The sequence below is a fragment of the Streptomyces armeniacus genome (assembly GCF_003355155.1).
Lineage (GTDB): Bacteria > Actinomycetota > Actinomycetes > Streptomycetales > Streptomycetaceae > Streptomyces > Streptomyces armeniacus.
Genome location: NZ_CP031320.1, coordinates 287,238 through 308,336 on the forward strand (window position 1 = coordinate 287,238; position 21,099 = coordinate 308,336).

At 70.7% G+C, this 21,099-nt stretch carries 18 protein-coding genes; 7 read left to right on the top strand and 11 right to left on the bottom strand.

Annotated elements, in window-relative coordinates; all coding sequences use genetic code 11:
• Positions 1-239 precede the first annotated feature (239 nt).
• The 3 genes from DVA86_RS01235 to DVA86_RS01245 all read left to right on the top strand — a co-directional run bounded on the left by DVA86_RS01235 (position 240) and on the right by DVA86_RS01245 (position 5,824).
• The gene (locus DVA86_RS01235) at positions 240-4,106 is read left to right on the top strand and encodes a multifunctional oxoglutarate decarboxylase/oxoglutarate dehydrogenase thiamine pyrophosphate-binding subunit/dihydrolipoyllysine-residue succinyltransferase subunit (RefSeq protein WP_208875028.1); all 3,867 of its coding nucleotides are present in this window, start codon (positions 240-242) and stop codon (positions 4,104-4,106) included.
• A gap of 128 nt (positions 4,107-4,234) precedes the next feature.
• Positions 4,235-5,197: a zinc-binding dehydrogenase gene (locus DVA86_RS01240; RefSeq protein WP_208875029.1), complete on the top strand. Its 963-nt coding sequence runs from the start codon at positions 4,235-4,237 to the stop codon at positions 5,195-5,197.
• Positions 5,198-5,239: 42 nt separating this feature from the next.
• On the top strand, positions 5,240-5,824 hold the full coding sequence (locus tag DVA86_RS01245) for a GNAT family N-acetyltransferase (RefSeq protein ID WP_208875031.1): 585 nt from the start codon (positions 5,240-5,242) through the stop codon (positions 5,822-5,824).
• 116 nt (positions 5,825-5,940) lie between these two features.
• Here DVA86_RS01245 and DVA86_RS01250 read toward each other — a convergent pair whose 3' ends face one another.
• The 6 genes from DVA86_RS01250 to DVA86_RS01275 form a co-directional block, all read right to left on the bottom strand.
• Positions 5,941-6,930 (bottom strand): PadR family transcriptional regulator, encoded by a 990-nt coding sequence (locus DVA86_RS01250; RefSeq protein ID WP_208875032.1) that lies wholly within the window; start codon positions 6,928-6,930, stop codon positions 5,941-5,943.
• A gap of 1 nt (position 6,931) precedes the next feature.
• Complete coding sequence (locus DVA86_RS01255) at positions 6,932-7,828, bottom strand: DUF4097 family beta strand repeat-containing protein (protein ID WP_208875033.1); 897 nt, start codon at positions 7,826-7,828, stop codon at positions 6,932-6,934.
• 133 nt (positions 7,829-7,961) lie between these two features.
• Positions 7,962-8,153, bottom strand: a complete 192-nt coding sequence (locus DVA86_RS01260) for a DUF6104 family protein (protein ID WP_208875034.1) — start codon at positions 8,151-8,153, stop codon at positions 7,962-7,964.
• Positions 8,154-8,298: 145 nt separating this feature from the next.
• Positions 8,299-9,060: an amino acid ABC transporter ATP-binding protein gene (locus DVA86_RS01265; RefSeq protein WP_281279261.1), complete on the bottom strand. Its 762-nt coding sequence runs from the start codon at positions 9,058-9,060 to the stop codon at positions 8,299-8,301.
• Positions 9,057-9,980 (bottom strand): amino acid ABC transporter permease, encoded by a 924-nt coding sequence (locus DVA86_RS01270; protein WP_208875035.1) that lies wholly within the window; start codon positions 9,978-9,980, stop codon positions 9,057-9,059. The genes DVA86_RS01265 and DVA86_RS01270 overlap by 4 nt, the downstream gene beginning before the upstream one ends.
• Before the next feature lie 120 nt (positions 9,981-10,100).
• Positions 10,101-11,048, bottom strand: a complete 948-nt coding sequence (locus tag DVA86_RS01275) for an ABC transporter substrate-binding protein (protein WP_208875036.1) — start codon at positions 11,046-11,048, stop codon at positions 10,101-10,103.
• A 465-nt stretch (positions 11,049-11,513) separates the two neighbouring features.
• Between DVA86_RS01275 and DVA86_RS01280 the strand changes: the two genes are divergently transcribed.
• Positions 11,514-12,710, top strand: a complete 1,197-nt coding sequence (locus DVA86_RS01280; RefSeq protein WP_281279262.1) for an NAD(P)-dependent malic enzyme — start codon at positions 11,514-11,516, stop codon at positions 12,708-12,710.
• 170 nt (positions 12,711-12,880) lie between these two features.
• Here DVA86_RS01280 and DVA86_RS01285 read toward each other — a convergent pair whose 3' ends face one another.
• Positions 12,881-13,675, bottom strand: coding sequence for a class I SAM-dependent methyltransferase (locus tag DVA86_RS01285; protein WP_245996207.1), 795 nt, complete (start codon positions 13,673-13,675; stop codon positions 12,881-12,883).
• 84 nt (positions 13,676-13,759) lie between these two features.
• Between DVA86_RS01285 and DVA86_RS01290 the strand changes: the two genes are divergently transcribed.
• Complete coding sequence (locus DVA86_RS01290; RefSeq protein WP_208875038.1) at positions 13,760-14,380, top strand: CGNR zinc finger domain-containing protein; 621 nt, start codon at positions 13,760-13,762, stop codon at positions 14,378-14,380.
• On the opposite strand, the gene sodX is transcribed toward DVA86_RS01290, so the two are convergent.
• Positions 14,293-14,745, bottom strand: coding sequence for a nickel-type superoxide dismutase maturation protease (gene sodX, locus DVA86_RS01295; RefSeq protein WP_208884281.1), 453 nt, complete (start codon positions 14,743-14,745; stop codon positions 14,293-14,295). The two genes, DVA86_RS01290 and sodX, sit on opposite strands and share 88 nt — an antisense overlap.
• 142 nt (positions 14,746-14,887) lie before the next feature.
• Here sodX and sodN point away from each other — a divergent pair, with 142 nt between their 5' ends.
• Positions 14,888-15,283 (top strand): superoxide dismutase, Ni, encoded by a 396-nt coding sequence (sodN, locus tag DVA86_RS01300; RefSeq protein WP_208875039.1) that lies wholly within the window; start codon positions 14,888-14,890, stop codon positions 15,281-15,283.
• 154 nt (positions 15,284-15,437) lie between these two features.
• Here the strand turns inward: sodN and DVA86_RS01305 are convergent, their stop codons facing one another.
• Both DVA86_RS01305 and DVA86_RS01310 read right to left on the bottom strand, forming a co-directional pair.
• On the bottom strand, positions 15,438-17,657 hold the full coding sequence (locus DVA86_RS01305; RefSeq protein WP_208875040.1) for an NADP-dependent isocitrate dehydrogenase: 2,220 nt from the start codon (positions 17,655-17,657) through the stop codon (positions 15,438-15,440).
• Positions 17,658-17,864: 207 nt separating this feature from the next.
• Positions 17,865-18,824 carry a LysR family transcriptional regulator gene (locus DVA86_RS01310; protein WP_208884283.1) on the bottom strand — a complete coding sequence of 320 codons (960 nt, stop codon included), beginning with the start codon at positions 18,822-18,824 and terminating at the stop codon, positions 17,865-17,867.
• Between the two features lie 246 nt (positions 18,825-19,070).
• Here DVA86_RS01310 and snpA point away from each other — a divergent pair, with 246 nt between their 5' ends.
• Positions 19,071-19,733 (top strand): snapalysin, encoded by a 663-nt coding sequence (gene snpA, locus DVA86_RS01315; protein ID WP_208875042.1) that lies wholly within the window; start codon positions 19,071-19,073, stop codon positions 19,731-19,733.
• 180 nt (positions 19,734-19,913) lie between these two features.
• Here the strand turns inward: snpA and DVA86_RS01320 are convergent, their stop codons facing one another.
• Complete coding sequence (locus DVA86_RS01320) at positions 19,914-21,059, bottom strand: N5-glutamine methyltransferase family protein (protein WP_208875044.1); 1,146 nt, start codon at positions 21,057-21,059, stop codon at positions 19,914-19,916.
• Positions 21,060-21,099 lie beyond the last annotated feature (40 nt).

The following is a 21,099-nucleotide window of genomic DNA, read 5'->3' on the forward strand; positions in this document are numbered from 1 at the left end:
GGGCCGCTTGTTGACGTAGGGTCGCACGAGCACGCGGACACGGACGCCGAGGCGACGTCTCCCGGTTGCCGACTGACGCTGAACGTCGTGTGTTTCCCGCCAAAACCTGCCTTGAAACCAGGTCTCGGATGTGACTTGCACGACGACAGCCCGTTCAGACTGCAACGAACCGGCTGGAAGGCGTAGCCTTTACTTCCGCTGTCCACCATCTTAGGAAGCGGAAGAGGGCGGTTGTCGCCGTGTCGTCACAGTCCCCCAATACCTCGAGCGTCTCTGCCGAACAGCACGGTGAGGGGAATAACCCCGCCGCCGCGTTCGGACCCAACGAGTGGCTCGTCGACGAGATCTACCAGCAGTACCTCCAGGACCCCAACTCGGTAGACCGAGCCTGGTGGGACTTCTTCGCGGATTACAAGCCAGGCCCGGCCGGGGCCAGCCTGAAGGGCGACGGGAAGTCGGGAGCGAGCGCCTCGGGCGCCGCCGCGCCGCCCGCGCCCCCGGCGCAGCAGCCGCCGGCCCAGGCCGCTCCCGCGCAGGCCCAGGCCGCACCGGCGCAGCAGGCGCCCGCGCAGGCCGCGCCGCCCGCGCAGCAGCAGGCACCGGCGCAGCAGGCGCCCGCGAAGTCCGCACCCGCCCAGGCGCAGGCCGCACCGGCAGCGCCCGCGAAGCCGGCACCGGCCAAGCCGAGCGCGGGCGCGGGGGCCCCCGCCAAGGCGGACGAGCCCGCCGCGGAGGAGGGCGGCCCGGAGTACGTGCCCCTGCGGGGCCCGTCCGCCGCCGTCGCGAAGAACATGAACGCGTCGCTGGAGCTGCCCACCGCCACGTCGGTGCGCGCCATCCCGGTCAAGCTCCTCATCGACAACCGCATCGTCATCAACAACCACCTCAAGCGCGCCCGCGGCGGCAAGGTGTCCTTCACGCACCTCATCGGCTACGCCATGGTGCAGGCGCTGAAGGCGATGCCGACGATGAACCACGCGTACGCCGAGAAGGACGGCAAGCCCACCCTGGTCAAGCCGGACCACATCAACCTCGGGCTCGCCATCGACCTGGTCAAGCCGAACGGCGACCGGCAGCTCGTAGTGGCCGCCATCAAGAAGGCGGAGACGCTCACCTTCTTCGAGTTCTGGCAGGCGTACGAGGACATCGTCCGCCGCGCCCGCAGCAACAAGCTGACGATGGAGGACTTCTCCGGCGTCACCGCGTCGCTGACCAACCCCGGCGGCATCGGCACCGTCCACTCCGTGCCCCGCCTCATGCCCGGCCAGGGCCTGATCGTGGGCGTCGGGGCGATGGAGTACCCGGCGGAGTTCCAGGGCACCTCGCAGGACACCCTGCACCGGCTCGGCGTCTCCAAGGTCATGACGCTGACCAGCACGTACGACCACCGGGTGATCCAGGGCGCCGCGTCCGGCGAGTTCCTGCGGATCATGCACCAGCTGCTGCTCGGCGAGAACGGCTTCTTCGACGACATCTTCGAGGCGCTGCGCATCCCGTACGAGCCGGTCCGCTGGCTCAAGGACATCGACGTCTCCCACGACGACGACGTCACCAAGGCCGCCCGCGTCTTCGACCTGATCCACTCCTACCGCGTGCGCGGCCACGTCATGGCCGACACCGACCCGCTGGAGTACAAGCAGCGCAAGCACCCCGACCTCGACATCAACGAGCACGGGCTGACGCTGTGGGACCTGGAGCGGGAGTTCGCGGTCGGCGGCTTCGCCGGCCGGACGATGGCGAAGCTGCGCGAGATCCTCGGTGTGCTGCGCGACTCGTACTGCCGGACCACCGGCATCGAGTACATGCACATCCAGAGCCCGAAGGAACGCAAGTGGATCCAGGACCGCGTGGAGCGGCCGCACGCCTCCCCGGAGCGTGAGGAGCAGCTGCGGATCCTGCGCCGGCTCAACGCGGCGGAGGCGTTCGAGACCTTCCTGCAGACCAAGTACGTCGGCCAGAAGCGGTTCTCGCTCGAGGGCGGCGAGTCGGTCATCCCGCTGCTCGACGCGGTGATCGACGCGGCCGCCGAGGCGCGCCTGGACGAGGCCGTCATCGGCATGGCGCACCGCGGCCGGCTGAACGTGCTCGCGAACATCGTCGGCAAGTCGTACGCGCAGATCTTCCGCGAGTTCGAGGGCAACCTCGACCCGAAGTCGATGCACGGCTCCGGCGACGTGAAGTACCACCTGGGCAACGAGGGCACCTTCACCGGGCTGGACGGCGAGCAGATCAAGGTCACGCTCACCGCCAACCCGTCCCACCTGGAGGCCGTCGACCCGGTCGTCGAGGGCGTCGCACGGGCCAAGCAGGACATCATCGGCAAGGGCGGCACGGACTTCACCGTCCTGCCGATCCAGGTGCACGGCGACGCGGCCTTCGCGGGCCAGGGCGTCGTGGCCGAGACGCTGAACATGTCGCAGCTGCGCGGCTACCGCTGCGGCGGCACCGTGCACATCGTGATCAACAACCAGGTCGGCTACACGGCGGCGCCGGAGTCCGCGCGCTCGTCGATGTACTGCACCGACGTGGCCCGCATGATCGAGGCGCCGATCTTCCACGTGAACGGCGACGACCCCGAGGCCGTCGTACGGGTGGCGCGGCTCGCGTTCGAATACCGGCAGGCGTTCAACAAGGACGTCGTGATCGACCTGATCTGCTACCGGCGCCGGGGCCACAACGAGATGGACAACCCCAACTTCACCCAGCCGGTGATGTACAGCCTGATCGACAAGAAGCGCTCGGTGCGCAAGCTCTACACCGAGTCCCTGATCGGCCGCGGCGACGTCACCATGGAGGAGGCGGAGCAGGCGCTCCAGGACTTCCAGGGGCAGTTGGAGAAGGTCTTCACGGAGGTCAGGGAGGCGACCACCGCCGCGGCGCCGGCCGAAGTGCCGCAGCCGACGGCGGAGTTCCCCGTACCGCTGGAGACCGGCGTCAGCGAGGAGATCATCAAGCGGATCGCCGAGTCCCAGGTCAACATCCCGGACCGGGTCAAGGTGCACCCGCGGCTCCTGCCGCAGCTCCAGCGGCGCGCGGCGCAGATCGAGGACGGCACCATCGAGTGGTCCATGGGCGAGATGCTCGCCTTCGGCTCGCTGCTGATGGAGGGCACGCCGGTCCGGCTCGCGGGCCAGGACTCGCGGCGCGGCACGTTCGGCCAGCGGCACGCGGTCCTCGTCGACGGCGACACCGGCGACGAGTACACGCCGCTGCTCTACCTCTCCGAGGACCAGGCGCGGTTCAACGTCTACGACTCGCTGCTCAGCGAGTACGCGGCGATGGGCTTCGAGTACGGGTACTCGCTCGCCAGGCCCGAGGCGCTGGTGATGTGGGAGGCGCAGTTCGGTGACTTCGTCAACGGCGCGCAGACCGTCGTGGACGAGTTCATCAGCTCGGCCGAGCAGAAGTGGAACCAGACGTCCGGCGTCACGCTGCTGCTGCCGCACGGCTACGAGGGCCAGGGCCCGGACCACTCCTCGGCCCGTATCGAGCGCTTCCTGCAGCTGTGCGCGCAGAACAACATGACGGTCGCGATGCCGACCCTCCCGTCGAACTACTTCCACCTGCTGCGCTGGCAGGTGCACAACCCGCACCACAGGCCGCTGGTCGTCTTCACGCCGAAGTCGATGCTCCGGCTCAAGGCGGCGGCGTCGAAGGTGGAGGAGTTCACCTCGGGCGGCTTCCGTCCGGTGATCGGGGACGACTCGGTCGACCCGGAGCAGGTCCGCAAGGTCGTCTTCTGCTCGGGCAAGGTCTACTACGACCTGGACGCCGAGCGGCAGTCGCGCGGCATCACGGACACCGCGATCGTCCGCATCGAGCGGCTCTACCCGCTGCCCGCGCAGGAGATCCAGGACACGCTGGCGCCGTACACGAAGGCCCAGAAGTACGTGTGGGCCCAGGAGGAGCCGGCCAACCAGGGCGCGTGGCCGTTCATCGCGCTCAACCTGGTCGACCACCTGGACCTGATCATCGGCGCGGCGCCGGACAACGCGGACCGGCTGCGCCGGGTCTCGCGCTCGTCCTCCTCGTCGCCGGCCGTGGGCTCCGGCAAGCGGCACAACGAGGAGCAGCGTCAACTGGTCAACGAGGTGTTCGACCTCTGACCGGACCGGCCCGGGGGCCCGCGGCCTGCCGGTGGTACGGCGGGCCGCGGGCCGCGGCCGGGTGATGTGCGTCGCTTCGCGGGGCGGGGGCTGGTTGGCCTCCGCCCCGCGGCGCTAGCGTGTGGATCATGTTTGCTGCCTACGCTGCGCGCCTCGACCCGGATCAGCCGCTGAACGGACTCGAGTTGGGAGACCGTCCCGAGCCGGAGACGCCGCCGGGCTGGACGACCGTCAACGTCAGGGCGGCCTCGCTGAACCACCACGACCTGTGGTCGCTGCGCGGCGTCGGGCTGAACGAGGAGTCGCTGCCGATGATCCTCGGCTGCGACGCGGCCGGCGTGGACGCGGACGGCAACGAGGTCGTGCTGCACTCCGTGATCGGGCAGACCGGGCACGGCGTCGACGCCCGCGAGCCGCGCTCGCTCCTCACCGAGAAGTACCAGGGCACCTTCGCGGAACGGGTCGCCGTCCCGCAGTGGAACGTGCTGCCCAAGCCGAAGGAGCTGTCCTTCGAGGAGGCCGCCTGCCTGCCGACGGCGTGGCTGACCGCGTACCGCATGCTGTTCACCAACGCGGGCGTACGGCCCGGCGATTCCGTGCTCGTACAGGGCGCGGGCGGCGGCGTGGCCACCGCGGCGATCGTGCTCGGCGCGGCGGCGGGCCTGCGGGTCTTCGCCACGAGCCGGGACGAGGCGAAGCGGCAGCGCGCGCTCGAACTGGGCGCGGAAGGCGCCTTCGACAGCGGCACGCGGCTGCCGCGCCGGGTCGACGCCGTGCTGGAGACGGTGGGCGCCGCGACCTGGTCGCACTCGGTCAAGTCGCTGAAGCCGGGCGGCACGCTGGTGATCTCCGGCGCGACCAGCGGCCCGAACCCGGCCGCGACGGAGCTGAACCGGATCTTCTTCCTGGAGCTCAAGGTCGTCGGCTCGACCATGGGCAGCAAGGAGGAGCTGGCCTCGCTGCTGAGCTTCTGCGCCGCGACGGGGGTGCGGCCGGTGATCGACTCGACGCTCCCCCTTGACCGGGCGCGCGAGGGGTTCGAGAAGATGTCCGCCGGCGACCTGTTCGGCAAGGTCGTGCTGACCGTCTGACACGCCCGGCCGTGCCGAACCGCCGTGGGGAGAGGGGTCGTTGTGGGGGGCATTCGCGAGGCCGGACCGGCTGACCGGGACGCGGTCGGGGAGCTGCTGCACGAGTCGTTCCGCGACGATCCCGTGAGCTGCTGGCTGTTCCCCGAGGAGGCGCACCGGGAGTGGGCGCACCGCCGTCTCTTCACCGCCTTCCTCGACATGGGCCTGGCCCACGGCACCGTCCATGTCACGGACGACGGCGCCGGGGCCGCCGTGTGGTTCTCCGTACGGGGCGGCGCGCTGGTGGGCGAGGACGACCTCGGCCGCTGGACCGAGGAGGCCGACCCCGGGAACAAGCGGCTCCCGGAGCTGGAGCGGCTGACCGGGGACCTGCACTCCGTGGACGTCGACCACGCCTATCTCCAGGCCATCGCGGTGGCCGCGGACCGGCGCGGCCGGGGCATCGGCAGCGCGCTGCTGGAGCCGGTGCTGGACGAGTGCGACCGGCTGCGGCTGCCCGCCTTCCTGGAGGCCAGCAACCCGCGCAGCCGGTCGCTGTACGAGCGGCACGGCTTCGTGTTCACCGGCACCGCCGTCCGGCTGCCGGACGGCCCGCAGATGTGGCCCATGTGGCGCGAGCCGGTCTGACCCGTCACCGCTCCGGGGTGCGGACACCGGCAACCCCGGCGCCCGCCCGCCGTACGGCCCGGTGACCGGTCACCGGGCCGTACAGGTCCCCCCGGCCCCCGGCCCCCCCCTCGGGCTCACTTCTCCTCGGCGCCCTCTCCCCGCGGTGCCTCCGTCTCCTCGGGTCTGCGCAGGACCACCCCGATGTGCGCCGCCGCCGTCGACAGATGGCGGCGGACCTCCCGCAACTGGTCCTCGCTGACGCCGTGATCGCGGGCCGCGTCCCGCACGTCGTCCCGGAAGCGGTCCAGCAGCCGCTCCAGATCGCGCGCCGGGTCGCCGGAGGACGCCGGCTCCGCCGCCCAGTCCGGTGTCTCGGCCCCGGCGGGGTCGGGCTTCACATACGGCGGCCACGAGGTGGTGTGCCCTGTCAACCCGCCCAGATCCAAGTCCCCCATCTGCCGGGCCAGTTCGAAGCCGGACTGGACGACGCCCTGCCAGTCGCCCGCGCGCGCCTGCTCGCGTACCTGGTGCTCGGTCTCGCGCGCAATCCGTCCGATCTCCTCGGCCGCCTCGGTGTGCCCCTCCCAGCCCTGGGGCCCCGGCTGCCGGGCGCGGCGGTCCTCCTCGCGGGCACGCCGCTCCTCCTCGCGGGCGCGGCGCTGTGCCTCCTGCGCCTCCCGCCTGGCCCGCTTGGCCTCCTCCTTGCGCCAGCGGCCGTCGGCGCCGCCGCTCGCGCCGTGGGCGTGCAGCGCCTGTTCGCGCATCTCGATGCGGAGCGCGCGGGCCGAGCCGCTGACGTCCTCGCGGATGTCGGCGGCGAGGGCGGCGAGCGAGTCCCTGATCTCGCGCTCCAGATCAGTGAGTTCGTCCTGTCTGCCGGCGAGCTCGCCGCGTCCGCCCTCCGTGATGGAGTAGACCTTGCGGCCGCCCTCGGTGGCGTGGGTGACGAGGCCCTCGGCCTCCAGCTTGGCGAGCCGCGGATAGACGGTCCCGGCCGACGGCGCGTACAGCCCGTGGAACCGCTCCTCCAGCAGCCGGATCACTTCGTAGCCGTGGCGCGGCGCCTCCTCCAGGAGCTTGAGGAGATAGAGGCGCAGGCGCCCGTGTGCGAAGACGGGAGGCATGTCAGACGTCCTTACCGGAGGAGTGGCTGTCGTCGCCGGAGCCGCCGGCCCGCGCGCCATGCAGCACGTCGTCCAGGTCGTCACGGGGCGGCCGGCGCAGCAGCGCCACCGCGCCGGAGACGGACGTGGCACGCAGCGAGCCGCTGCCCGTGCCGAGGACGCCGACGGCCCGCTTCGCCCCCCACTGGCCGTCGATGCTCAGCTCGTCGAAGGCGCTGGACAGGGCGCCGCTGGTGGTGTTGGCCACGACCTCGACGTCAGCAGGGTCCGGCAGTCTGACGGCGACCTCGCCGGAGACGGTGTTGAGGCTGATGTCGGCGCCCTGGGCCGAGGAGTGCAGGTCGAGGATCATGGAGCCGCTGACCGAGTCCGCCTTGATGCGGGAGCCGCCGCCGTCGACGACGGTGAGATCGCCCGACACGGAGTTCATCCGCAGGGTGCCCTCCAGCGCCTGCGTCTCGACGCTCCCGGAGACCGTCTCCGCCCGTACCTCGCCGGAGAGCCCCACGAGAGTGGTGTCGCCGGAAACGCCGCGCACGTCCGTACGGCCGCTGATCCCGGTGACGACGGCGCTGGCGCCGACCACGCCGACCGTGAGCCGGACATCGTGCGGGACCGAGAGGGAGACCACCACGCCCCGGCGCCAGCCCTTGCGGTCCAGCCACCGGAGGAAGCCCTTCCACGGCAGGTCCTCGTAGGCCACGACGAGTCTGCCGCCCTCGCGCTGGACGCACAGCGGCGGGCCGTGCACCTCGCTGATCTCGAGCCGCGCGGTGGGGTCATCGGTGCCGACGACGTTGACGGTGCCGTTGACGATGCGCACCTGCAGCTCGTCGATCGGGCCGTCGAAGTCGAGCTTCCGCGGCTCCGAGATCTGCCATGAACGGTCGGCGGGCACGACGGCCTCCCTGATCGACGTACGACGACATATCGCGTCCTCGGCAAACACGATATGTCGCGACCCCCGTGCCGCGCAAGCACCCTCGCATCGCGACTTACGCGACTTACGCGTCGGCCGCCCGCCCGCGGCCTCAGCCCTCGTCGTCCTCGTCGTCCTCGTCGTCCAGCCGCGCCAGCCAGGTCGCCAGCCGCTCCACGGGAATCTCGAAGTCCGGGTTGAGGTCGACGAACGTACGCAGCTGCTCGGCCAGCCACCCGAGGGTGACGTCCTCCTCGCCGCGCCGCTTCTCCAGCTCCTCGATGCCGCGGTCGGTGAAGTACAAGGCTGTGCTCCAGGGGTACAGGGGAACGGGGAAACGGGGAAATTCCGCCTCCAGGGTATGCGGGAGCGCCCGCGGCCCGGAGGCCGCGGGCGCTCGTACCGCGCTGCGGAGGACGTTCGGAGCGGGGGCCGCAGGGACCGCCGGCTCAGAGGACCTTCGACAGGAACGACTTCGTCCGCTCGTGCTGCGGATCGGTCAGCACCTCACGCGGCCGGCCGGACTCGACCACCACGCCGTCGTCCATGAACACCAGCGAGTCGCCGACCTCGCGGGCGAAGCCCATCTCGTGCGTCACGACGATCATCGTCATGCCGTCCTCGGCCAGCCCCCGCATGACGTCCAGCACCTCGCCGACCAGCTCCGGGTCGAGCGCCGAGGTGGGCTCGTCGAACAGCATCAGCTTCGGCTCCATCGCCAGCGCGCGGGCGATGGCCACGCGCTGCTGCTGCCCGCCGGAGAGCTGCGCGGGGTAGTGGTCCCCCTTGTCGCGCAGCCCTACGCGGTCCAGCAGCTTCCGCGCGCGCTCCACGGCGTTCGCCTTGGACTCGCCCTTGACCTGGACCGGTGCCTCGGTGACGTTCTCCAGCGCGGTCATGTGCGGGAAGAGGTTGAAGCGCTGGAAGACCATGCCGATGTCCCGGCGCTGGGCGGCGACCTCGCGCTCCTTGAGCTCGTAGATCTTGTCGCCCTTCTGCCGGTACCCGACCAGCTGGCCGTCGACGGACAGCCGTCCCGCGCTGATCTTCTCCAGGTGGTTGATGCACCGCAGGAACGTCGACTTGCCGGACCCGGACGGCCCGACCAGGCAGAACACCTCGCGCGGCGCGACCTCCAGGTCGATGCCCTTGAGCACGTGGGAGGCGCCGAACGACTTGTGCACGGCCTCCGCCTTCACCATCGGGGTCATGCCTTGGCCCCCGATCCCGTGCCACGGGTGAACGTCATCAGGTTTCTCCTCGCCCTCTGCAGCGGCGTCTCGGGCAACGTACGGGAGGAACCGCGTTGGAAGTACCGCTCGATGTAGAACTGGCCGATGCTGAAGACCGTGGTGAGCACGAGATACCAGATCGTCGCCACCATCAGCAGCTCCATCACCGCGAGGTTCCGCGAGGAGATGTCCGTGACGGACTTCATCAGCTCCTCGAACTGGATCGCGAAGCATAGCGACGAGGTTTTCAGCATGTTGATGAACTCGTTGCCGGTCGGCGGCACGATCACGCGCATCGCCTGCGGCAGCACGATCCGTTGCATGGTGCGGCCGCGGGTCATGCCGAGCGCGTGCGCCGCCTCGGTCTGCCCCTCGTCCACGGACTGGATGCCCGCGCGGCTGATCTCCGCCATGTACGCGGCCTCGTTGAGGCCGAGTCCCAGCAGCGCGGCGAGGAACGGCGTCATCACGTCGTTCATCTCGTCCTTGTAGAACCCGAGGTTCAGGATCGGGAAGATCAGCGCCAGGTTGTACCAGAGCATCAGCTGCACGAGTACGGGCGTGCCGCGGAAGAACCAGACGTAGCCCCAGGCGACGCTGCTGACCACGGGGTTCTTCGACAGCCGCATCACGGCGAGCAGGGTGCCGAGCAGCACGCCCACGAGCATGCCCAGCACGGTGATCAGCAGGGTGTTGCCGGCGCCCTTGAGCACGGTCTCGTAGTCGAGGTACTCGGGGACGGTGTCCCATTTGATCTCGGCGTTGGAGAGCGCCCAGCCGAGCAGCGCGAGCACCGCCAGCACGAGCACGGCGCTGATCCAGCGGCCGTAGTGGCGCACCGGGATGGCCTTGATGGCCTCCGGCGGCACCTTGTCCTTCAGGTCGACGGGGTCTGACACGGAGTACTACCTCACTGCACGGCGGACTGCACGGCGGAACGGTTCTGGCACGGGATCACGGACCTGCGGGATCACCGGCCCGGGGGATCACCGGCACCTGCGCGGGATCGCTGGCCGGTGTCACTCACCGGCGTTGACGGTGGCCTTCTTCAGGGCGCCGTTGGTCACGTCCCACTTCTTGAGCACCTTCTCGTACTCCCCGTTCTTCATGATCGCCGTGAGGGCGGCCTGCACCGCGTCGCGCAGCTCGGTGTTCTTCTTGCTGACCGCGATGCCGTACGGGGCGGCGTTGATCTGGTCGCCGACGACCTGGAAGTCCTTGCCGCCGCCGGAGGTCTTCGCGTTGTACGCCGCCACCGGGAAGTCGTTCAGGTCGGCGACCGCGCGGCCCTGCTTCAGCTGGAGCAGCGCCTCGGTGTCCTTCTCGAAGGCGAGCACCTCGATGGGCTTGTCGCACTTCTTGCTCTGCTCCTTGGCCAGGTCCTCGTTGGCCGTGCCGCGCTGCAGCGCGACCGTCCGGCCGCAGAGGTCGTCCAGGGACTTGATGCCCTCCGGGTTGCCCTTCTTGACGAGGATCGAGGAGCCGGCCTTGAAGTAGTCGACGAAGTCGGCGCCCGAGCCGACCTTCTTGCCCTTCTCGTCCAGACCCTGCTGACGGTCCTTGGTGTCCGTCATGGACGACATGATGACGTCGTGGCGGCCCGTGTTGAGGCCGGTCACCAGCCCGTCGAAGGTCCCGTTCGCGAACTTGAACTCGACGCCCAGCTGCTCGCCCAGCGCCTTGGCGATGTCCGGGTCGATGCCCGCGACCTCGTTGTTCTCGTCCATGAACTCGACCGGCGCGTACGCGATGTCCGAGCCGACCTTGACCACGCCGGCGTCCTGGATCTTCTTCGGCAGCTTGTCGAAGAGGGGCGCGTCCTTCCCCTTCGTCTTCTCGCCGCCGCTCGCGTCGTCGGTCTGGTCCCCGCAGCCGCTCAGCAGCAGGGCTCCGGCGACCGCGATGGCTCCGGCCGCCGCGGCCCGCGATCGGACGGCGGTGGAGCGACGGGTGGTGCTTACGGTCATTGCCAGGTCCTCCTGCTGGGTGAGGTAGTCGCCTGTCGGGGAACGGATCTTCGAACGTCACGACCACGTGTGATGGGGGGCATCTTGCCATCCGGACTGCGGGGATCAGTGCGTCCCCGATGTCAAAATCGGATAACGGATAGCTCACTCCGCATACAGGGCGCCAGGGGCGCGCTAAAGGAACCCTCGATTCACCAGGCGACTCGACCCTTTTTGCACTGACTTGCCGCCGGGTGTCAGCGCTGTGTGACCAAAGCCGTTCGTCCCTGGTGGCAGTCATCCGGTAGAAAAGACAGTTACACCCCTCACCCGGGGACCCAGGGCGCGTGTGCGGCGCGCCCGGCGTCCGTAACTCCCCCGGGGGCAGCGGCCATCCGCGGCCCCGGTCGCGGACGTGGTGCCCGCCCGTTCCTCACAACCGGGAGCGGCCACCCTCGCCATATTCACGAAAAAGGGGTCCACAAAGTGGCAGCGGAGATCGTCAATTCTCAGGACGGGCTGGAAGGGGATGTCATCGATCCGGCATTCGCCCTCCACCGCGGCGGCAAGATGGCCGTGCAGGCCACCGTGCCGGTGCGGAACGCGGACGACCTGTCCCTCGCGTACACGCCCGGGGTCGCCAAGGTGTGCAGCGCGATCGCCGAGCACCCGGAGCAGGTGCACGACTACACCTGGAAGTCCCAGGTCGTGGCCGTGGTGACGGACGGCAGCGCGGTGCTGGGCCTGGGCGACATCGGGCCGGAGGCGTCGCTTCCGGTGATGGAGGGCAAGGCCATCCTGTTCAAGCAGTTCGGCGGCGTGGACGCGGTCCCGATCGCGCTCGACTGCCGTGACGTGGACGACCTCGTGGAGACCGTCGCGCGGCTCGCGCCGTCCTTCGGCGGCATCAACCTGGAGGACATCTCCGCGCCCCGCTGCTTCGAGATCGAGGACAGGCTCAAGGAGCGCCTCGACATTCCCGTCTTCCACGACGACCAGCACGGCACCGCCATCGTCACCCTGGCCGCGCTGCGCAACGCGGCGCGCGTGAGCGGCCGGCAGCTCGGCGAGCTGCGCGTGGTCATCTCGGGCGCCGGCGCCGCCGGCGTGGCCATCTCGCGGATCCTGGTCGAGGCCGGCATCGGCGACGTGGTGGTCTGCGACCGCAAGGGCGTCGTCTCGGCGGACCGTACGGACCTCACCGCGGTCAAGCGCGACCTCGCCGGGTTCACCAACAAGGCGGGCCGCACCGGCTCCCTGGAGACCGCGCTGGCCGGAGCCGACGTGTTCATCGGGGTCAGCGGCGGTACGGTTCCGGAGCCCGCGGTGGCCAGCATGGCGCCGGACTCGTTCATCTTCGCGATGGCCAACCCGAATCCGGAGATCCACCCGGACGTGGCCCGCAAGTACGCCTCGGTCGTCGCCACCGGCCGCAGCGACTACCCGAACCAGATCAACAACGTCCTCGCCTTCCCCGGTGTCTTCGCCGGCGCGCTCCAGGTGCGCGCGTCCGAGATCACCGAGGGCATGAAGATCGCCGCGGCTGAGGCGCTGGCGGCGGTCGTCGCCGACGAGCTCAGCGCGGAGAAGGTCATCCCGTCGCCGTTCGACGAGCGGGTGGCGCCCGCGGTCACCTCGGCGGTGGCCGCGGCGGCACGCGCGGAGGGCGTGGCCCGGAGGTAACCGCGGCCATCGCCGTCCAGGAGACGGCGCGAGGGGTGGTACGAGCGTGCTGCACGCCCGTACCACCCCTCGCGTACGCCCGTCGCCCGGCCGCTCCCCTCCGCGCGCCCGGACGCCGGGAGCCGTTGCCGCGGCCGCTGCCGCTGCCGCTGCCGCTGCCGCGGGCCCGGTTACCGCAGCCCCAGCACCAGCGCGTCGGCCGGTGCGCACCAGACGGCCTTCGCCTCGGCGAAGCCGTGCTCGCGCAGCGTCCGGACGTGCCAGGCGACGGACTGGACCTCGCCGTCGGAGTGGTCGCCCTCGATCGGGTTGCCGAAGATGCCGAAGCGCTCGGCGGCGGCGCCTGCCAGCCGCTCGTCGTCGGCGACCCGCTGCCACCAGTCCACCCAGTCCTGCGCCCCGGCTTCCTTCGCCGCCTCGCGGCGGGCCCGGTCGAAGGCGCCCGCGGCCTCGTCGATGCGCGGCGTGGTCTCGTCGGGCATGTGGTCGGCGTTCATGAAGACGCCGCCCTCGCGGACCACGCCGGCGAGTCGGCCGTACAGCGCGCTCAGCGCGTCCGTACGCAGCCAGTGCAGCGCCGTGGCGGTCAGCACGGCGTCGTACGAGCGGTGCGGCAGCCGGTCCGGCCACGCCGGGTCGGTGAGGTCCGCGGTGACGAACGTGGCGCGGGGCTCGTCCTCGAAGTGCCCGCGGGCGATGGTGAGCAGGGCCGGGTCGAGGTCGACGCCGGTGGTTTCGGCCTTCGGGAACCGTTTCAGCACGCGGTCCGAGATACTGCCGGTACCGCACGCGAGGTCCAGCACCCTGGGCGCGGTCCCCACCAGTGCCTCGACCATGTCGAGCATCACCCGGAAGCGTTCCTCGCGGTCAGGCAGGTACCACTCCTGCTGGCGATCCCAGCTGTCCTGCCACGCCTGCCACTCCGAAGGCCGTGCGTTCCGGTGCCCCGTCGCCTCGATCGTCACCGCTCCTCCTCCATGCCGCATGTAATAGCCTGGATAGCCATTCAGCCATTACCGACCATAGACGGCCAGCCGTAAGGATCACAAGTGGAACTGAGCTATTACTCCGACTTCGCCGTCCGTCTGGTCAACACCGAGGAACCCGAACGCGGTGAGGACACGCTCACCACCGTCGAAGCCGTACGCGAGCTGTTCGGCCCCGGCCAGCAGGCCGCCCGCCGCGCGACCGACGCCGATGTGACGCGCCTGCGCGGCGTACGGACCCGGCTGCGCGCCGTCTTCGGCGCCGCCTCCGAGGGCGACGAGGTACGGGCGGTGGACCTGCTGAACTCGCTTCTGATGGAGTTCCCCACCAGCCCGCAGATCTCCGGCCACGAGTACCTGGACGACCAGGGCCGCCCGCGCTGGCACATGCACCTGGCCGACCACCCCGCCAACGCGACCGCGGGCTACGCCGCCACCGCCTGCATGGGGCTCGCGTTCAGCCTCACCGAGCTCGGCGTGGACCGGCTGGGCATCTGCCAGGCGCACCCGTGCCGCAACGCCTATCTGGACACCTCGACCAACCGCTCCCGGCGCTACTGCTCGGACCGCTGCGCGACCCGCGCCAACGTGGCCGCCTACCGCGCCCGGAAACGCCTGGAGAACGGCCCCAGGGGGCGTACCGCCGAGAGCGCCCAGCCGAGCACCGAGGTCACGGAGAGCTGAATCCCGCGCGGCGAACGCAGCCGCAGCCACGCCCGCGCCACCAGCAACTCGTCCGGTACGGCGCCGAACTCGCGGCTGTCGTTGAACACCGCGGGGTTGTCACCCTGCACCCACCAGCCGCCCGTACGCCGGCCCACCGCGCGCTTCACGATCAGCAGGTCGTGCTGGAACGGGTGCCGCAGCACCACGATGTCCCCGGGCCGTACGGCCGCGCCGTAGTGCACGACCAGTTGGTCGCCGGGGCGCAGGGTCGGCATCATCGACGGGTTGTACACCTCCGCGAGGCCGATTCGCGACAGCAGACCCCGGCCGTGCGCGTCCTGCTGCTCCCGTTCCTGCGGCCGTTCCCGCGCCCGCTCCGGCATCTGTCCGCCTCCGGTCCGATCCTCCACCTGTCCCAGACTCCCACTGGACTTTTGTCCTAGGCACCCGGGGCCACACGCGAAAAGAGCTCCCGCACGGAGTAATCTCGCACGTGAGAAGACGATCACGAGGAAGGACAGCTTTATGCTTTCCCGCCTGTTCGCCCCAAAGGTGAAGGTCAGCGCCCACTGCGACCTCCCCTGCGGCGTGTACGACCCGGCCCAGGCACGTATCGAGGCCGAGTCCGTCAAGGCCATCCAGGAGAAGTACCAGGCGAACGAGGACCCGCATTACCGGGCCCGCGCCACCGTCATCAAGGAGGAGCGCGCAGAGCTCGCCAAGCACCACGTGTCGGTGCTCTGGAGTGACTACTTCAAGCCACCGCACTTCGAGAAGTACCCGAACCTGCACCAGCTGGTGAACGACACCCTCAAGGCGCTCAGCGCCGCCAAGGGTTCGACCGACCCGGCCACGGGCCAGAAGGCCCTGGACCACATCGCCCAGATCGACAAGATCTTCTGGGAGACCAAGAACGGCTGAGCCGGTGAGGTCACACACGACCGCACCCGGCCCGCGACACACGCCGTGAGGCGTACGTGCGGGCCGGGTGCGGTCTTTCGTGTGCCGGTACGGGTGCCGGTGCCGGTACGGGTTCCGGGGGCCGGAGCTCGGTGCTCCGGCCCCCGAGGCACCGTCAGCCGAGGGTCGCCAGCGCCTCGTTGAAGACCTTCGACGGCCGCATGACCGCCGCCGCCTTCGCGGCGTCCGGCCGGTAGTAGCCACCGATGTCGGCCGGCTGCCCCTGGACCGCGAGCAGTTCACCGACGATCGTCTGCTCCTGCTCGCCGAGCGTGTCGGCGAGCTGCCGGAACGCCTCCGCGAGCGGCGCGTCCTCGGTCTGCTTCGCCAACTCCTGGGCCCAGTAGAGCGCGAGGTAGAAGTGGCTGCCGCGGTTGTCGAGGCCGCCGAGCTTGCGGGTCGGCGACTTGTTCTCGTTGAGGAACGTGGCGGTCGCCCGGTCCAGCGTGTCGGCCAGGATCCTGGCGCGCGCGTTGTCCGTCTTCTGCGCCAGGTGCTCGAAGCTGACGGCCAGCGCGAGGAACTCGCCCAGGCTGTCCCAGCGGAGGTAGTTCTCCTTGACCAGCTGCTGTACGTGCTTCGGCGCGGAGCCGCCGGCTCCGGTCTCGAACAGCCCGCCGCCGTTGATCAGCGGCACCACCGAGAGCATCTTGGCGCTCGTGCCCAGCTCCAGGATCGGGAACAGGTCGGTGAGGTAGTCGCGGAGCACGTTGCCGGTGACCGAGATGGTGTTCTCGCCGCGGCGGATCCGCTCCAGGGAGAACGCGATCGCGTCGACGGGCGACATGATCTCGATCCGCAGCCCCTCGGTGTCGTGCTCCGGGAGGTACTCCTTGACCTTGGCGATGAGGTTCGCGTCGTGCGCGCGCCCCTCGTCCAGCCAGAACACGGCCGGGGCACCGGTCGCGCGGGCGCGGGTGACGGCGAGCTTGACCCAGTCGCGGATCGGCACGTCCTTGGTCTGGCACATGCGGAAGATGTCGCCGGCGCTCACGGCCTGCTCGAGGACGGCGTTGCCGGCGCCGTCGACGACCCGCACGGTCCCGGTGGCCGGGATCTCGAACGTCTTGTCGTGGCTGCCGTACTCCTCGGCCTTCTGCGCCATCAGCCCGACGTTGGGGACCGAGCCCATGGTGGCCGGGTCGTACGCGCCGTTCGCACGGCAGTCGTCGATCACGACCTGGTAGATACCGGCATAGCTGCTGTCCGGGATCACCGCGAGGGTGTCCGCTTCCTGATCGTCCGCGTTCCACATGTGACCGGACGTACGGATCATCGCGGGCATGGACGCGTCGACGATGACATCGCTCGGCACGTGCAGGTTGGTGATGCCGCGGTGCGAGTCGACCATCGCCAGGTCGGGTCCCTCGGCGAGCTCCGCCTCGAAGGACGCCTTGATCGCCGCGCCGTCGGGCAGCGACTCCAGGCCCTTGAGTATGCCGCCGAGACCGTCGTTCGGGGTCAGCCCGGCCGCCGTCAGCGTCTTGCCGTACTCGGCGAACGTCTTGGGGAAGAAGGCGCGGACCACGTGACCGAAGATGATCGGGTCGGACACCTTCATCATCGTGGCCTTCAGGTGCACCGAGAACAGCACGCCCTCGGCCTTGGCGCGGGCGATCTGCGCCGTGAGGAACTCGCGCAGCGCCGCCACCCGCATCACGGCCGCGTCCACGACCTCGCCGGCCAGCACGGGCACCGACTCGCGCAGCACCGTGGTGCTGCCGTCGTCCGCCGCCAGCTCGATACGGAGCGCGCCGTCCGCCGGGATGACCGCGGACTTCTCCGTGGAGCGGAAGTCGTCGGCGACCATGTGGGCCACGTTCGTACGGGAGTCCGCCGACCACGTGCCCATGCGGTGCGGGTGCGACCGGACGTAGTTCTTCACGGAGGCGGGCGCGCGCCGGTCGGAGTTGCCCTCGCGCAGCACCGGGTTGACCGCGCTGCCCTTGACCTTGTCGTAACGGGCGCGGATGTCCCGCTCCCCGTCCGTCTTGGGGTCGTCGGGGTAGTCCGGCAGCGCGTAACCCTGCTCCTGCAGCTCCGCGACCGCCGCCTTGAGCTGCGGGATCGAGGCGGAGATGTTCGGCAGCTTGATGATGTTCGCCTCGGGCTGCTGGGCGAGGTCGCCGAGCTCGGCGAGGCCGTCGCCGATGCGCTGACCCGGCTCCAGCCACTCGGGGAAGCCGGCGATGATGCGCCCCGCCAGGGAGATGTCGCGGCTCTCGACGGTAACCCCGGCCGTCGAGGCGTATGCCTTGACCACCGGCAGGAACGAGTACGTCGCCAGGGCCGGGGCCTCGTCAGTGTCCGTATAGATGATGGTCGAGTCAGTCACCGGAACTCCGCTCCATGTATGCATCGTCTCGATATCAAGATATCTCGTGTGCGCGCTCGCGCGACACCTGCCCCCTCGCCGGGCCGCGGACCTGCGGCGCGCCGCCGTCACATGCTGCCCCGGGAGCGGCCCGGGTCTGAAATGAGCGGGTTCATCCGTGCCAGGTACGTACGGCGCGGGCGAGCCGTCCGTACGCGCGCCGGGCCGCTACGCCGCGTGCGAGCGCAGCAGCGGGCTGTCGTGGAACATCAGCCACTGCCGGTACGCGGCGCTCGTCCAGGCCGCCTCGCGGTACGAGCCCTCCAGGTCCGCGAAGACCGCGTCCAGGTTCGTCTCCGCCTCCGGGGAGGCGACCTCCCGGCTCGCCAGCAGCAGCCGTACGGTCAGCGGGTCGCCGAGCAGCGGACGTATCGCCATCCCGGGGCGCGGCCGCGACGTCGGCTGGCACGGGCTGACCACCTCGCCGGCGGCCACCAGGTCGGCTCCGGTGAGGTAATCGCCGTGCACCACACGCGGGTTGAGCCCTTCGGCGGCGAACACCCGGCGCAGGCCCGCCCATTCGCCGTCGACGCTCGGGTCCACCATCCAGCGCTCCCCGGCAAGGTCGGTGAGGGCCACCTGCTCCTTCGCCGCCGCCGGATGCGTGGCGGGCAGCGCGACGAACTGCGGCTCGCGCTGTACGAGGACGCGCTGCCGTACGCCGTCGGGGATGTGCAGCGGGCAGCCCGCGACCTCGTGCACGAAGGCGACGTCGAGCTGGTTGGCGGCGACCATCTGGAGCAGCGTGTTGGGTGAGACGTCGATCCGGATCGTGATGTCCGTGTCCGGCAGCCGCGCGTGCAGCCGCCTCAACCACCCGGCCACGGCCCGGTTTCCGGTGCTGCCGATGCGGAACCTCGCCCCTCCGGCGAGCATCACCGAATCCTTCGCCTCGGTGACGAGTGCCGTCATCTCCGCCACTATGGGGCGGGCACGGCAGAGGACGGAGCGGCCGAGCGGAGTCGGACGGCTGCCCGTACGCTCACGGGTGAACAGCTGTCCGCCGATGGCCCGTTCGATGCGGCCCAGCTGGGTCGTCAGCGAAGGCTGGGTAACACCCAGCTGGCGGGCGGCTTTTCGCACGCTGCCCGTGTCGGCTATCGCGCACAGGGCACGAAGGTGCCTCACCTCGAGCTCCACGCCGGGAGCATAGCCGCGCGTCTGTTCGCCGCACCAGACTCAGGATGCGACAGGTCCGTTCACACTCGCCCCTTCCGGACGGGTATTCGACGGGGCTATCGCCTGCTGACATCATCCCGTCGGCCCGTAGCCTCCTCGACACTCTGCGGGACCGAACCTTCATCCGTTGGATCCAGCCGCCGCCCCACGTTCCAGGCGGCCGTGATCCCACGGACGACGAGGAGGAAACCCCCCATGAGATTCTCCCGTACCGTCCTCTCCGGCGTGCTCGGACTCGGCCTCGCGGCCGGCATGTCCGCCGTGCCGGCGGCTGCGTCCACCTCCGCGGCCGCCCCGCAGGACACCTCCGTCACCGCCGGCTACACCGGCAGCAAGGCCGACCAGGCGGGCAACAAGGCCTTCTTCAAGGCGATCATGAAGATCGCCATGGAGAAGCAGGCGGAGAAGCCCGGCATCCAGGCCGTCACCGTCTCCTACGACGCCAGCGGCGCGCCGACCTTCGCTGCGGAGATAGCGAAGAGCACGGAGATCTGGAACGCCGCGGTGGACAACGTCACCCTGCAGGAGGGCGGCAGCGACTTCGACTACCGCGAGGGCAACGACCCGCGCGGCTCGTACGCCTCCACGGACGGCCACGGACACGGCTACATCTTCCTCGACTACGCGCAGAACGAGGAGTACGACTCCACCCGCGTGACCGCGCACGAGACCGGCCACGTGCTCGGCCTCCCGGACCACTACGAGGGCCCGTGCGAGGAACTGATGTCGGGTGGCGGCCCCGGCCCGTCCTGCACCAACTCGCAGCCCAACGCGGAGGAGTCCGCACGGGTCGAGGAGCTGTGGGCGAACGGCCTGAACCAGATGGACCTCAACGCGGCGTTCGCCAAGGCCCACTGAGCCCGCACCGGGTCTGCGGTGACTGCCCGCTGACCGTCCCTTCCGGCGGGCTGGCGACAGCCGGGACGGTGTGAAGGGCGTGTGCACCAGGACCCGTTGACGCACGGAGACGGCGCCCGGCCCGCTGACTGCGGGGCCGGGCGCCGTTCCGTGCGCGCCCTGTCACTCCCCCGCCGCCTGTCACTCCCCGGCGGTGAGCCGCCACAGGGAGGTGACCTCCGCCGCGCGCGCGGCGTGCAGTGGATCATCCGCGTCCGCGGCGCGCGGGTGGCGCGGGGCCGCGTCCGCGCGCCCCCGTATGCGCAGTCCCGCCGCGCCGATCCAGCCCGTCAGCTCCTCCCGCGTACGCAGCCCCAGGTGCTCGGCCAGGTCGGACAGGATCAGCCAGCCCTCGCCGCCCGGTTCGAGGTGGTCCGCCAGTCCGGCGAGGAAGCCGCGCAGCATACGGCTGCCCGGGTCGTAGACGGCGTGCTCGAGCGGCGACGTGGGCTTGGCCGGCACCCAGGGCGGGTTGCATACGACCAGCGGCGCCCGCCCGTCCGGGAACAGTTCCGCCCGGCGTACGTCCACCCGCTCCGCCAGACCCAGCCGCTCGGCGTTCGCCCGCGCGCAGGCGAGGGCGCGCGCATCGGTGTCCGTGGCGATCACGCGCCGGATCCCGCGCCGTGCGAGCACGGCGCTCAGCACGCCGGTGCCGGTGCCGATGTCGTACGCGAGCCCCACCGCCCCTTCCGGCAGGGGCGCTTCGGCCACCAGGTCGACGTACTCGCCGCGCACCGGGGAGAAGACGCCGTACGCCGGGTGCACGCGGTCACCGCCGAGCGCCGGGATCTCGACGCCCTTGCGCTGCCACTCGTACGCGCCGATCACGCCGAGCAGTTCGCGCAGCGGCAGCACCGACGGCGCGCCGTCCGGCGGGCCGAAGGCGGCGGTGCACGCGTCCGCGACGGTGGGTGCGCGGCGGAGCGGCACCGCGTGGCCGCCGTCCAGCGGGACGAGCAGCATGCCGAGGATGCGGGCGCGCTGCGCCTGCCGCGCGCGGTGCCGGTGGAAGAGGTCCCGCGGCTCGCCCGTGGTGCCGTCCGCCGTACGCGGCTTGCGGTCCACCCGGTGGGCGAGGGCGGTCAGCAGCTGGCGCGCGTTCTGGAAGTCGCCGCGGTACAGCAGCGCCGTGCCCTCGCACACGCGCTTGTACGCGTCGGCAGCGCGGGTGCGGTCGTCCGCGACGGCCACGCGCGCCGGTACGCGCGCCCCGCTCTCGGAACGCCACCGGGCGGACCGCTCCTCGCCGCCCTCGATCCAGCGGATGGTCTGGCGTTCGCTCACCGGGCCACCCTATGCGGCGCCGCAGAGGGCGGCGCCCGCC

Excerpts from the sequence above, each read along its gene's own strand:
- sodN (WP_208875039.1), top strand. The coding sequence starts at position 14,888 with ATGCTTTCCCGCCTGTTCGCCCCAAAGGTGAAGGTCAGCGCCCACTGC.
- DVA86_RS01265 (WP_281279261.1), bottom strand. The coding sequence starts at position 9,060 with ATGACCCCGATGGTGAAGGCGGAGGCCGTGCACAAGTCGTTCGGCGCC.
- sodX (WP_208884281.1), bottom strand. The coding sequence starts at position 14,745 with ATGCCGGAGCGGGCGCGGGAACGGCCGCAGGAACGGGAGCAGCAGGAC.
- DVA86_RS01240 (WP_208875029.1), top strand. The coding sequence starts at position 4,235 with ATGTTTGCTGCCTACGCTGCGCGCCTCGACCCGGATCAGCCGCTGAAC.
- snpA (WP_208875042.1), top strand. The coding sequence starts at position 19,071 with ATGAGATTCTCCCGTACCGTCCTCTCCGGCGTGCTCGGACTCGGCCTC.
- DVA86_RS01275 (WP_208875036.1), bottom strand. The coding sequence starts at position 11,048 with ATGACCGTAAGCACCACCCGTCGCTCCACCGCCGTCCGATCGCGGGCC.
- DVA86_RS01250 (WP_208875032.1), bottom strand. The coding sequence starts at position 6,930 with ATGCCTCCCGTCTTCGCACACGGGCGCCTGCGCCTCTATCTCCTCAAG.